This window comes from Bacillus sp. FSL M7-1345 (assembly GCF_038006985.1).
GTDB classification, from domain to species: Bacteria; Bacillota; Bacilli; order Bacillales; family Bacillaceae_G; genus Bacillus_A; species Bacillus_A cereus_U.
In genome coordinates this window covers 4,560,763-4,573,949 of sequence record NZ_JBBOWG010000001.1, presented here as the reverse complement: position 1 = coordinate 4,573,949, position 13,187 = coordinate 4,560,763, and the positions used below count along the sequence as shown (strand labels likewise).

The following is a 13,187-nucleotide window of genomic DNA, read 5'->3' as shown; positions in this document are numbered from 1 at the left end:
ATCACTCCTTTTGTGAACATATAGTTATTCGGTGAATGAGTGGGGTTTCCTGTTTTTAAAAAATAAAAGTTTGATTTTTCTGTTATTAAGTCGTAAAATACGTGTTATACATAAAAGCGTTGAAAAGGAAAAGTAGAATGGAACCATTCTTTCCAGAGAGCTTCGGTAGCTGAGAAGAAGCAAGAATATTCATTTGAACAATGGCCTTTGAGCTTCGTCCTGAACTTATCAAATGATAATAGTAGGCGGCGACGAGAGTTGGTACTCGTTATCAAAACCACAGTATAAGAGCATATAGCTCCGTACTTGTTAAGGTTAGTTATGTGAATGACTGACGAAATAAGGTGGTACCGCGACTGTTTATACAGCCCCGCCCTTATCTTTTTTAAGATAGGGGTGGGGCTTTTTATATTTTAAAGGAGGAATATAAGATGAGTATTTTTATTGGAGGCGCTTGGCCGTATGCAAATGGTTCGTTACATCTTGGACATATTGCTAGTTTGTTACCAGGAGATATTTTAGCGCGTTATTATAGGGCTAAAGGTGAGAATGTGTTGTATGTTTCAGGAAGTGATTGTAATGGAACACCGATTGCAATTAGAGCAAAGCAAGAAGGGGTTACAGTAAAGAAAATAGCTGATCAATATCATGAAGAATTCGAGCGATGTTTTCATAATCTTGGTTTTACGTATGATTGCTATACACGCACAGATAGTGAACATCATCATGAAACGGTTCAAAAAGTTTTTTTGCGACTATTAGAAGAAGGTTATATTTATAAAAAAGTCGTTGAACAAGCTTATTGCGAAACGTGTACGCAATTTTTACCGGATCGATATGTAGAAGGTATTTGTCCGCATTGCCATGAAGCAGCGAGGGGTGATCAATGTGATGCTTGTTCCGCTATTTTAGATCCACTCGATTTGTTAGAAAAGAAATGTAAGTTATGCGGTAGTACGCCATCAGTACAGGAAACAGAGCATTTCTATTTTGCATTGCATAAATTTCAGCAGCAAATTAAAGCGGCCGTAGAAATTGCAAAGCAAAAAGGAACATGGCGCGACAATGCAATTCAATTAACAGAGAGATATTTAAAGGAAGGGTTACAAGATAGGGCAGTGTCACGTGATTTACCAATAGGGGTACCAATTCCGGTGGAAGGATATGAAGATAAGAAAATTTACGTATGGATTGAAGCGGTGACAGGATATTATTCAGCGAGTAAACACTGGGCTGACGAAACAGAGAAAGCTGATCAAGAGTTTTGGGATAGAGATGCGAAAACATATTATGTACATGGTAAGGATAATATTCCATTTCATTCAATCATTTGGCCAGCGGTATTACTTGGAATAGGAGAAGAAGCGATCCCGCGTCATATCGTTTCGAATGAGTATTTAACAGTAGAAAAAAGAAAGTTATCGACAAGTAAAAACTGGGCAGTATGGGTACCTGATATATTGGAACGCTATAATCCAGATTCTATTCGTTACTTTTTAACAGTAAATGCACCAGAAAATCGTGATACTGATTTTTCATGGCGTGAATTCATTTACAGTCATAATAGTGAACTATTAGGCGCATACGGGAACTTTGTGAACCGGACATTGAAGTTCATTGAAAAGTATTATGATGGCATTGTGCCAAAAGCAAATATTAATATAGAGCTGAGAGATAAGGTAGAAGGATTATATAAAAGTGTAGGAGAGGCGATTGAACAAACTAAATTTAAGGTGGCACTAGAAACAATATTTGATGCAGTACGCTTTGCAAATAAATACTTTGATGAAAAGCAGCCTTGGAAACAAAGAGAAGAGGACCCAGTTTCATGTGAGGAAACAATTTATAATTGTGTTTATCTGATAGCAAACTTTGCACAACTGCTTGAACCATTTTTACCGTTTTCAAGTGAAAGAGTTAGAAATACATTATCGAGTGTTAAAGTAAATTGGGAACCTCAAAACACGTTGCCAAACCGAATTGATAATGTGCAGCCATTATTTGAGCGAATCGATGTAAAACAAATTGAACATGAGGTAGAGAAGTTATATGGGGCGGTAAAGTGAAATATAAGGAAAAGACCTTTCAAATAAATGAAAGGTCTTTTGTCATGCTGTATAACCCTCTTTCTTATCTTTTAAAAAGAAAAGCACAGCAAGGATTACGAGAATAATAGCCGCAATATCATATGTTATTTTGAAGGTAGTAATAAAGTTTAACATATCGCAACTTTATTCACATTTATATACAAGTTGATGTTTTCACGCACTATGCATCGTATGCTGTTTTTTTTCTTTCCTAGCAGTAAGTAGTTGTGGTGTAAAAATACCGAGTAATATAACCACAATCCCAATCCACTGCATTGGCGATACAACTTCATGAACAAGTGTAATAGAAGCGATAATTGCTGTTGGTAATTCAGCTGCACCTAATATTGTACCAAGTCCTGTTCCTACTTTTGGTACCCCAATTGAAAAACAAATGACAGGTATAATAACCCCGAACAGTCCAAGGAAGAAAGCGTATTTCCATAGGCCTGCTTGTAAGGTACCATCTGTTAAAAAGGTAGGCGGGAAAAATAAGCATACAATAAGAGTAGCACTCGTTGTCATAAGAAAGCTTTTCGTATAAGGCGGAACATCTGTAGCAACGCGCCCGCTTACAAATACATAGAATGAGAAAGAGACGGCAGCTAATAGTCCGAAAATAATACCTTTCGTAGAAAAGTTTTGTCCAAGACCTTCAAATACTCCACCAGCAAACAATGTACCAGTAAATAAAATAATAATAGATATAACTTTCTCACGGCTTGGGAATGTTCGATTCGCAATCGCTTCGATGACTACACCAATCCAAGTGAACTGAAAGAGTAAAACGACAGCGATAGAGGCTGGCAATTCTTCTACGGAAATAGCATAGAAAATACCTGTCATGCTCATTGTTGTGCCGACTGTTAGTAACGAAAAGAATTGTTTTTTTGATACTTTATGACGTGAAAAGAACAGAACGAGTAAAAGGAGTCCAATCCATCCGAAGACATATTGTCCTCCTAGTAGTTGGTGTGATGAAAATCCTTCGATGAATCCGAGTTTAAAAATAGTTGAAAGTACGCCGTAGCTACAAGCGCCGAATAAAACTAGTAATGAATACTTAAATTTCTCCATGTGAAAACCTCCTTATATAAAGTGAAACTTTAATCAGTGGGGGTTTTGTTCATCCCCCACTGATTATTAGCCCGACTCCCACCTAACTTCTTTGCTCCAGCCGAATTTTGAGGTGGGAGTTTTAATGCCCTCAAATAGCGGGATAAATAAAAAACGCCCGTTATCCTAATAAGGACAACGGGCGAACGAAACAGAGACAGAGACTCTACAAAATTCCGCCACTCATACGAAGTATGAGTTTGGGGTATGAAATTATAGTAGTAGTTTACATTGCTTTTGGAAAGACAATTGAGCATTTTACACCTTGAGGTGTGTTTTGTATTCCATAAGGAAACTGATGTTTATCTAGTATTTGTTTTACAATATATAATCCAAGACCGCTACCTTGTACTAAACCGTTATTTCCAGGATTAGCGCGATAGAATGGCTCAAATAAATGAGCGAGTTTGTCCTCATCAATTTGTGAACCTGTATTTAATACTTCTAATGCGTAACCGTTCGGTTTTTCATAAAGCTTTATATATACATGCTGATGATCGATTGTATAGTGAATTGCATTTGAAATAATATTAAAAATAGCAGTTTGAATAAATTTAGGATCAGCTAAAATTTGTACGTCTTGTTTAATATTAGATTGAACATTTAATTGCTTTACAGATATAAAATAATCTACTTTCTTCATAACGTCCTCAATGATGTTAGATAGCGAAATAACTTCTAAATTCGGTTTGAATTGAGGATTTTGCATTTTGGATAATTCTGACATCTTTTCCGTTAATATGTTAATATCCTGCATCATCTCGTAGGAACGTTTTAAGTATTTGTCTCTATCTTTGTATGCACCGATTCCGTGAATCATGCCATCTAGTTGGCCCATAACGGCTGCGATAGGTGTTTTTAATTCATGGGATACCATAGACATAAATTCTTTGCGAGATTGTTCTAATTGTTGTTCTTTCTTGAGCTCATTTCGTAAATCTGTATTTGTTTCATGTAGATTCTTCACAATGGTTGGGACTTGTGAAGCGGCTACTTGCAAATTAAAATCTGTTTGATCTGTATTTTTGTTAGGTGATTGTTGATCTGAAAAGTCCAGATTTATAATATCTTTTAAAGTATCACTCATATATTGAAAAGGTTTGGCAATTAGTTTGGCATAAAATAAAGAGCCGAGCAGAGATAATGCAAGCATTGTTGCACCAATATTTGGAGCTAATTGTTGCAAGGCATCTGCTAAACTAGGATTATCATGTGTTTCGTTTGTTTTCTTTGCTGCATTTTGTGTATGTAAGGAATCAGTGTTAGCGGCTATTTGTTCCGCTTTAGTATGTGATTCAGTTTTGTTACTTTCCTCCGAAAGATTTGCTACATTTTCTTTTGCTTTTGTAGTTTGGCTAGGTTGCAAAAGATGATTAATAGCCGTAGAGAGTGTTTTGAAATCTATAATAGATGACTGGAAATTTGAAATGCTACCCTCTGAAACAGCTTTATTCTGTTCTCTTTTATTTTGTTCGTTTTTCGTAACTGAATTCGCATGTTCCACAGTTTGAGTTTCAGGGTTTTTCGCATAACGCCCTTTATCATAGTTTAAAGCTAGAAAATAAATGATTTGATAAAGACAAATTGATAAAAGAACACAAAACAATAGGGTTTTGATGAAAATATTTTTGGTGATGTTATCCTTACTATGCTTCGATTTTGTAGCCAATGCCTTTCACCGTTTTAATATAAGTAATCCCTAATTTTTTCCTTAAATTTTTAATATGTGTATCTATAACTCTTACATCACCATAATGTTCATAGCCCCATACCTTATTTAACAAATCACTTCTTGATAATACTTTTCCTCGATTTTGTAACAACGTATATATAATCTCAAACTCTTTAGTTGTTAGTTCAATTTGATTACCATGAACATAAGCCGCATATGCTGTAGAATTTAACATCAATTCATGGAATTGTAGTATAGTTGCAGTTTCGGCTTCCTTCGTTGTTGTCCTTCTTAATACAGCTTCTACGCGTTTAATAAATACCGTGTAATGGAACGGTTTTGTAATATAGTCATCAATGCCCAACTCAAACCCTTTAATTTCACTCTCCTCATTATGTAAGCCTGTTAACATAATGATTGGTACATCAGACTGTCCTCGCATAATTTTACAAATACTATAACCATCTATATCCGGTAACATTACATCAAGGAGGACAAGGTCGTATGAATTTTTTTGGAAAAGAAGAATTCCCTCCGTTCCAGCACCAACCACATCAACGGTAAAATTTTGGGCAGTTAAAAATTCACGAATAAGTTCTTGTATATCTGGGTTGTCTTCAATCACCAGTATATGCGTCATAGTAACACCTCCTAAATAACGCTTTTTACTGCAATATTCGAATTCATCATTTTTCGGGTGACTCAAGTTGTATATACATATAATAAGCCCCCGCTATAAAATAATCATAAAAGTAGCAAGGGGAGTTGTTTTTTGGAACTGAATATTTCAGTATCACAGTAGTTCTATTATAGTATGCAGTGTGAAATTTATAAAATATTATAACTGTATAATTTTAATATCTATGTTTATTAATGTTTTTATGCTATTTAGTGCAGTCTACTCTCATTATATATGCAAGTAGAGTTGTTTAGCTACTGTAAATGAATAAATAAAATAAGCCAAGATATAAAATTCTTGGCTACATGTAAATCTTGTTCATAGGTTATTTTACAGTGACAGTGGCACGTTCTTGAATACGTTCAAATAACCAATGTATATCATTGTTATACATGCGAATACAGCCAAGTGTTGTAGCTTTGCCAATCGCTTGATTGTTGTTAGTCCCATGAATCGCATACGTTGTTCCGTATGTTCCTGCCATATTTAATCCGAGCCAACGGTCACCAAGTGGATTACGTGGATCGCCGCCTTTAATATGTCCTGTATAATAAGGACGGTTTTTAATTTTATTTACCACTTGAAAAGTACCTTTAGGTGTAGGTGTTGCTGTTTTGCCAGTAGCGACAGTGAAGCTTTTTATAAACTTTCCATTTTGATAGAAATCCATTTTATTTAATTTCGTGTCAACGATAAGCTGTTCGTTAGTTGAAGCTGCTTCCGCAGACATATATGGAACAGTTAAAAAACCTAACGATAACATTATAGTTACTAGTAATTTTTTCATTGATATTCTCCTTTTACTATTTTAGTAGTATTACATGCAATGAATTTGTAATCCTCGTAATGCTTGATGTACGTTTTCATTTAGTGATTCAAAAAAAGTGGTGATTTTTGTATTATGTTTGTTGTTTTTATCAATGAGCAATCTTTCATTTAGTAAAAGCTCACCGTGTAGTCCGAAGCTCTGTACTTGAATACTCATTTCATCTTCTGTTTCAGAAATCATAGGTAAGAAATAGTGAAACGCTTTCGTTGGAATGATATAACTTTTTCCAATCATGCTTTCTTGATTAGAATTAGTCCATTTTTTCGTGACAATTTTAATATTCTTTTTAGAAACGACAAAAGATAGCGTTGTGGATTTTGTTAAACTTACGTCAAATTCATTTGTTTCACATATGTGTAAATTAAAAATCGTTTCATTTGGATGAGATTCAATATTGGTATTAATAAAATCGTGCATTTTATAAGCTTCCATTCTTATTCTCCCTTTTTTCATTTTCAGAAAGCGATTTATATTTATTCAATTTAATGTTTAGGTAATATAGTAGTAAAAGTTTTCAACAAATTCCGATATAATCTTACAATACGTATATGAAGCTAATATGAAGTTAGTATGAGTTTGTTATGGTTTTTTATAGAGAACAAAATGAGGCGATTTTCGAGTGCTGAAAACTGGATGAAATTTGTATATTAATGACTCTAGCCATTGTAATAGATAGGTGTCATCCCGTTTTAAAACGATAACTTATATAATTAAATAAAGAACAGAAAACTTTAGCATGAGCCTTACAAAAATGTAATAAAAATGTAAGCTATTGTGATAGTTATTTCGACAATTTTTTTATACAATAATAGTAACAAGTTGTACGTGAATGAAAGGGGAGATGACATGGAATGGGTTCATGAATTATTTCAGCAATACGGGTATTATGTAGTACTTGTAGGCTTGCTGTTAGAATATATTGCACTTCCGTTTCCGGGAGAGCCAACATTAGCATATGCGGGGTTTTTAGCACAGAAGGGTGACCTAAGTTTACCTATTTTAATTATCCTATCCTTTATTGGGACAAGTGTAGGAATGACAATCCAATACTTTTTAGGAAATAAGCTTGGTATGCCTTTTGTTCAAAAATACGGGAAGTACGTATTTTTAACACAAAGAAAAATTGATTTAACGAGAATGTGGTTCGATAAGTATGGCTATTTTCTAATCTTTATCGGTTTCTTCATTCCTGGTGTACGTCATTTTACAGGATACTTTGCAGGTATCATTAACTTACCGTTTCGCCGCTTTGCGATTACAATTTATTCAGGTGCTTTATTCTGGGTATCATTCTTCTTAATTGGTGGCTACTGGTTAGGTGGTAACTTACATGATATTTTCGGATTACTGGGAGATCATATCGGTAAAATCATTTTCGGAGCTATTGTCATTGTAGCGATTACGTTAGGCATTCGTTTCCGCAAACAACTAAAACGAGTATTTTTACAAAACGCAAGTTAATATGGAATCCATTCTATGTCAGATTTAAGGGAGGCAGTGCAAAAGCACTGCCTTTTTTATTGTATTTTCCAGTTTGCTTTTATTTTTCCCTCGATACCGTAACCGGTCACTACTATATAATATGTTCCCGTTTTACTAGGTGAAAGTTCGTACGTATCGTTGCTTAGTATGGACATAGGTTCATATTTATCCCGCTATTTGCCGGGCAGTAAGACTCCCACCTCAAAATTCAGCTGAAGCAAAGAAGTTAGGTAGGAGTCGGGCTGCCCGTAAAAGCCCGATTGGTGAGGGCTAATAATCAGTGGGGGATGAACAAAACCCCCACTGATTAAAGTTTCACTTTATTAAATTCACTAGAAAAGCCAGTGCTATAACCTTGGTAGGTGCTATTTTCAGTAATAAGGAAGTTTACGTTGACCTCAATTATGTAGTTCTTAAAAATTATTATATACGTTATGTCTAGTATAATATATATCCATTTTTGACATGTATCTACGTCAAAATGACAATGATAATTGACATTTGAAAGGATATTATTTACAATTTTAATTAAATAAATGAAAAAGAGGTAAAGCATGAAGCTTCAAAATAGAGTGAGGGAATTTAGAGCAAAGCATCGTTTATCACAAGGTGAGTTAGGTAAAGCGATTGGTTCATCTCGGCAAACCATTAGTTTAATTGAGCGCGGAGATTATGCGCCGTCTATTGTGTTATCGCTAAAAATCGCACAAATTTTTGGAGCGTCGGTGGAGGAGATATTTATGTTAGTGGAGGGGGAAGAGGAAGATGGAGAGTAGACTAAAAAAACAATTCAATATTTTGGGGAAGTTTTTATTAAGTATGATATTTGGCTTTTTTGCATCTTATATAGCTTTAGATTTGCTTTCGGATGAACCGAGAAAATTATCACCGAATATATTACTAGGGGTATGTACGATATTTGGAGTAGTAATGATTTATTACACTTGGAAGAATACACGTATGTTAGCGAAAGCACGCGATGAAGAAGAGAGCGTACAAGGCAGAAAGTTAGGCATTATAATCATGTATTTACGTGTAGGTGATATAGTGATGCAGGCATGGTTTGTATATGCAATTATTACATGTAGACGTGCACTCATACATGACGAAAATGTTTCATTTACAGTTTGGAATTTGGTAGCTGCTACTGCCTGTTTAACCATTGTAGTGATTATCGGGATCATAACAAAGAATCGTTATAACAAGCTATATCCTGAACAAGGTGTAACATATATGGAATCGATGAAAATGTGGACGAAAAATGCAGATGAGGGGTTAAAGCATATTGTGCATGAGGCTGGATATAAAGCGTATGAATTTACAAATACAGTACTGGCGTTGGCTTGGTGGGCTGCCGTTATATATACAGCGACTAGTGATATCAATTTCGTGTTGCTTGGCTTAATCTCGTTTATTTGGATATTACATATCGGGAAATTTATGTACGAAATGCATAAAAAGATGATTTATTAAGGGGAGAGAAACGGTGGACATTTTAAGAAGACCTGCTTTTTCATTATTCGTTGCCTTCGTTTGCTCCGCTTTATACGGATTCATTCGAATAGAAAAAGTACAGCAAATTATAGAAATATGGGCCTTTTTCGGGATTGCATTGCTAGTGTTAGCTATTCATGAATTAGGGCATGTAATATGTGGTTTGATAGTCGGTTTGAAATTTAAGTTGATGACAGTAGGGCCTATTACTGTTCAAAAAGAAAAGGGAAAAATACGAATTCGAGAAAATAAAATATGGATGTATGTTGGTGGCGTCGCAATGTTAGTACCGCCTTCCACATACACACCGAACCTTTCGAAAAAATGGGCATGGATGACTTTAAGCGGACCATTAACGAGTTTCGTATTTGGCATTGTATCAGGTTACATATATATGGTGAGTTATTACCACATGCTTTTATACTTTTCTGTTTTACACCTTGCAATCTTTGTCGTCACAGCAATTCCAATAAAGGGAGCGCTACTAAGCGATGGCATGCAATTTCTCATTTTAATTAAAGATGATGAAAAGGCTAGAGAGCATTTATACACGATTCAAGTATCGAGTGAGTTATTTAGTTACAAAAGACCGGAAAATTGGGATGAGAGATTAATAGAACTTAGTGAGGGAAAATTAAAAGAGGATAAAAGTATAAGCGAGATAATGAGTGGACTTATGCTTGTCTTTTATGCCCGAGCTGATCAAGAGGGAATGGAAAAAGCGATAGTGCATTTAGAGAAAATTGTGCAGTTACCTGTGACAAAAGAGAATAAATATTTTGTTGGTAGTTTTCATAGTTGGTATCTTTTATATAAAGTACTGTATCAGGAGGGAAATCTTTCCCTGCAAGAAGCGAAGGAACATGCAAAGGCAATTACAAAAATGGACTTAAATGGGTATTACCGCACACAAGGAATTGTTAAATATTTAGAGGGTGATTTAGAAGCTTCACGCACTTATATGAGGAAAGCTGATAAAGAATTGAAGAGCGCTGAGAAGAGTGAGATAGGATATTTACAATTAGAGAGAGAATGGTTTGAGCAGTTGAAGGAGAGGGTATCTTACGATGGGTGAGGTATCCTCTTTTCTGTATGTAATCTTTTGCCGTTCCATAAAAAGTTCGGGGCGAGTAAAATGAGATAAGAAGAGCAAAGCTTGGAGGAATTATATATGGAAATTTTAGCGATTATTTTGTTAGTCTTGCTCATTTATGTAATTTTTAAAGTGACGTATGTAGCATTGAAAATACTTGCGATCCTGTTAGTTATCTTTTTAATCGTGGAGTTCGGTAGTAAGTTGCTTGGGGGATAGGGTATGTTGCACGTTTTGATTGTCGAAGGATGTCGTTAAATCGATATGTTGTGTCGAAACGTCGATATATTTTAGTGAATACTGAGTGGGGTATGTGGGAAAGGAGTTGCCGTAAAGGTAACTTCTTTTTATTTTAGTGATGGGGTATTGAGTATAAGTAGGTTGCTCAAAATTGTCGGTAAATCGATATCCTGTGTCGAAACGTCGATATAATGAAAAAATCGCTGATATATTTCGATAAATACCAAGCGGGGTATGCAAGCGTGGAGAATAGCAAACAAAAAAGCTGGAAGAGTATCTTCCAGCTTAAGAATTGCTTTCAATTTGTTGACCATTTTCTTCTTCGTGGTCTTGTAGTAGGTTGAATACGTCTGCTAGGCAGAATGCGATAAACCAAGTCCATAGACCGTGGAAGAAAGCTGAGCTTAATTGAAGTGGTAATGTATAGTTTGTCATTGAGTAGGAAATACATCCACCAACGATTCCGATCATTGTTAATAACATTGTTTTTTGAGCATTTTCTTCTGGATTGAAGAGGAAGAAAATGTATCCGCCTAAAATTGAAGCGCTTACAAGGGTTTCGATTCCATTAAAAATGATATTCTCCCCAAGTTGAGTGTTTGTCCAGAAACAGATTGCACCGCCGACGATGGCAAATAGGACAGCTAGTGTGTATCGTATATATTGATTCATATGTTCATCTCCTTATGTAATAAGATGATTTGGAAGTCAAAAAGGTAGGTATAGTATATTGAAGTGAATTTTAGTTGTACGTATCTTTGTATAAAAAGATCAGTGAAGAATAACTAAGATGAACGGCTTTTGGAAAACCGTTACGTGTATGGTGTCTGAAATATACCCGACTGCTCGTTTCTTTTTGCTTATAAAAATAAGAGAAACTTCCAAGTCTATATACTCTTTTTTGTAAGTCTAGTTTTATTATAACACATTTAGTGATACAATAATAGAATTATCTGATTTTGTAATAAGTGTAAAAAATAAAAAGCGCAAGGAATTGTAGTTCCTTGCGCTTTTTTATATACGTTTGAAACGGCCGACAATTTCAACTGTTTCAGTAATGTTCATAAATGCTTTATTATCCACTTGGCGGATAATACGTTTCATTTCGCCCAACTCGTAGCGAGTTACGACAGTGTAAATCATTTTTTTCTTATGGTTTGTATAGCCGCCGACAGCATCTACCATTGTCACCCCACGTATGCCGTGATGTAATAGTGAGCTTTTTATTTCCTCACCTTTTTCTGTAATTGTCATTATCGTTAATTTAATATGTTTTGTATGCACGGCATCAATTACTTTGCTGACTACAAACCGACTAATTAACGTATAAAGCGTAATATCCCATCCGAAAATAAATCCTGCTGCAACAAGTAAGATTAAGTTGAATCCAAAGATGATTGCTCCAATTGAAACATCGCGATGTTTCGCTACAATCAATCCAACAACATCAAAACCACCTGTTGAAGAAGCAAATCGGAATATGATTCCTGAGGCAGCACCGCAGATGACACCACCGAATACAGAAGAAAGTAAAATATCGTCTGAGACTTGGTGTACTGGGATAATGTTCATCGCTAAAGATGATACAGCTACAAAGTATGCCGTTAAAAAGGTTGTCTTCTTTCCTAAGTAAAAGTGACTTAAAATAAGAAGCGGAATGTTTAGTAAAAAGATAAGTGCTCCGATATTGTAGTGCATTAAATAACCGATAATCATCCCTACACCAGCGAACCCACCGCTAATCATATTATGCGGGATAAAAAACATATTCATAGAAATTGCATACAAAATAGAAGCTATAAAAATAACAACTAACTGTATCATAAATTCTAAGTGAAATGTTTTAGCTGCTGGGAAGGATAAAAAGGCGGTGTCGGGAACGTAATCGGCGTCTCCTAGTTGACCCATAGTATGTTTCATCTCCATATTCATTTTTGATTACAAGAAGAGAATAAAGCTTTTTTCAAAAACTGGCAATAGTTTTATTATAATACAAAAATTTTATAAATTTCTAACAAATTAAACCTATTCAAAGATACGTGTGAATATACTAAAGAAAGCGAATACATTAGTTTTCTAGCATAATTTTTTGAGAAAATATGCAAAAAAACTTTTGAGAACAAAAGGAAATAGAGAATGTTTGTGGAATGTGCTAAAATGACTTTATTAAGGATGTGAAGCGATGGAATTTTTATTGCAGGATGCAATTCTATATATATCGTTTGTAACGACGGCGCTTTGTTTATTAGAAGTTTTCTTTCTTGCTAACGTTTCTCGCTTTGTGCGTCAGCAAGCATCGAACGGTAGACAGAGAGCGTTTAAACTAGTTGATACGTGTGAAGAGGGTACAAGAAATGTACCGCTATTTTCTATTTTTTATAAATATGGAATGATTCGTTCTGTCCGCAGACAAGAATCGAGTGGAGAGAGTGACGAGGTAGGTCCGTATACACCAATGTTTCGCTAATTAATTACGAAACATTGGAGGAATGAAC

At 35.1% G+C, this 13,187-nt stretch carries 14 protein-coding genes and 1 other annotated feature; of the genes, 7 read left to right on the top strand and 7 right to left on the bottom strand.

The genetic code is table 11. The features are described from left to right. The first annotated feature begins 110 nt into the window (after positions 1–110). Positions 111–381 (top strand) — a binding site (T-box leader). Positions 382–431: 50 nt separating this feature from the next. Next, complete coding sequence (gene metG / locus MHB76_RS24035; protein ID WP_002159961.1) at positions 432–2,066, top strand: methionine--tRNA ligase; 1,635 nt, start codon at positions 432–434, stop codon at positions 2,064–2,066. Positions 2,067–2,261: 195 nt separating this feature from the next. On the opposite strand, the gene MHB76_RS24030 is transcribed toward metG, so the two are convergent. From MHB76_RS24030 to MHB76_RS24010, 5 genes are all read right to left on the bottom strand, one after another. Continuing rightward, positions 2,262–3,164 (bottom strand): EamA family transporter, encoded by a 903-nt coding sequence (locus tag MHB76_RS24030; RefSeq protein WP_002159962.1) that lies wholly within the window; start codon positions 3,162–3,164, stop codon positions 2,262–2,264. Between the two features lie 265 nt (positions 3,165–3,429). Continuing rightward, positions 3,430–4,872 carry a sensor histidine kinase gene (locus MHB76_RS24025; protein ID WP_340987872.1) on the bottom strand — a complete coding sequence of 481 codons (1,443 nt, stop codon included), beginning with the start codon at positions 4,870–4,872 and terminating at the stop codon, positions 3,430–3,432. Further along, the gene (locus tag MHB76_RS24020; RefSeq protein ID WP_002159964.1) at positions 4,850–5,515 is read right to left on the bottom strand and encodes a response regulator transcription factor; all 666 of its coding nucleotides are present in this window, start codon (positions 5,513–5,515) and stop codon (positions 4,850–4,852) included. Before MHB76_RS24020 ends, MHB76_RS24025 begins: the two co-directional genes overlap by 23 nt. Positions 5,516–5,879: 364 nt before the next feature. Further along, on the bottom strand, positions 5,880–6,341 hold the full coding sequence (locus MHB76_RS24015) for a L,D-transpeptidase (RefSeq protein WP_002112718.1): 462 nt from the start codon (positions 6,339–6,341) through the stop codon (positions 5,880–5,882). Positions 6,342–6,371: 30 nt separating this feature from the next. Continuing rightward, the gene (locus tag MHB76_RS24010; protein WP_078173430.1) at positions 6,372–6,815 is read right to left on the bottom strand and encodes a DUF3978 family protein; all 444 of its coding nucleotides are present in this window, start codon (positions 6,813–6,815) and stop codon (positions 6,372–6,374) included. A 414-nt stretch (positions 6,816–7,229) separates the two neighbouring features. Between MHB76_RS24010 and MHB76_RS24005 the strand changes: the two genes are divergently transcribed. From MHB76_RS24005 to MHB76_RS23985, 5 genes are all read left to right on the top strand, one after another. Next, positions 7,230–7,844 carry a DedA family protein gene (locus MHB76_RS24005; protein WP_078173431.1) on the top strand — a complete coding sequence of 205 codons (615 nt, stop codon included), beginning with the start codon at positions 7,230–7,232 and terminating at the stop codon, positions 7,842–7,844. A 575-nt stretch (positions 7,845–8,419) separates the two neighbouring features. Beyond that, a complete protein-coding gene (locus MHB76_RS24000) occupies positions 8,420–8,641 on the top strand; it encodes a helix-turn-helix domain-containing protein (protein ID WP_199710094.1) in 222 nt (73 codons plus the stop codon). Beyond that, positions 8,631–9,338, top strand: coding sequence for a DUF3169 family protein (locus tag MHB76_RS23995; RefSeq protein WP_002112712.1), 708 nt, complete (start codon positions 8,631–8,633; stop codon positions 9,336–9,338). The genes MHB76_RS24000 and MHB76_RS23995 overlap by 11 nt, the downstream gene beginning before the upstream one ends. Before the next feature lie 13 nt (positions 9,339–9,351). Beyond that, a complete protein-coding gene (locus MHB76_RS23990) occupies positions 9,352–10,434 on the top strand; it encodes a M50 family metallopeptidase (protein WP_199710093.1) in 1,083 nt (360 codons plus the stop codon). Positions 10,435–10,530: 96 nt separating this feature from the next. After that, positions 10,531–10,671 carry a DUF3985 family protein gene (locus MHB76_RS23985; RefSeq protein WP_002159971.1) on the top strand — a complete coding sequence of 47 codons (141 nt, stop codon included), beginning with the start codon at positions 10,531–10,533 and terminating at the stop codon, positions 10,669–10,671. A gap of 306 nt (positions 10,672–10,977) precedes the next feature. Here the strand turns inward: MHB76_RS23985 and MHB76_RS23980 are convergent, their stop codons facing one another. Both MHB76_RS23980 and MHB76_RS23975 read right to left on the bottom strand, forming a co-directional pair. Further along, entirely contained in the window at positions 10,978–11,364 is a 387-nt protein-coding gene (locus MHB76_RS23980; RefSeq protein ID WP_002159972.1) for a DUF3938 domain-containing protein, read from the bottom strand. Between the two features lie 342 nt (positions 11,365–11,706). Beyond that, on the bottom strand, positions 11,707–12,600 hold the full coding sequence (locus tag MHB76_RS23975) for a YitT family protein (protein WP_002145016.1): 894 nt from the start codon (positions 12,598–12,600) through the stop codon (positions 11,707–11,709). A 274-nt stretch (positions 12,601–12,874) separates the two neighbouring features. Between MHB76_RS23975 and MHB76_RS23970 the strand changes: the two genes are divergently transcribed. Then, complete coding sequence (locus MHB76_RS23970; RefSeq protein WP_002112708.1) at positions 12,875–13,159, top strand: hypothetical protein; 285 nt, start codon at positions 12,875–12,877, stop codon at positions 13,157–13,159. Positions 13,160–13,187 lie beyond the last annotated feature (28 nt).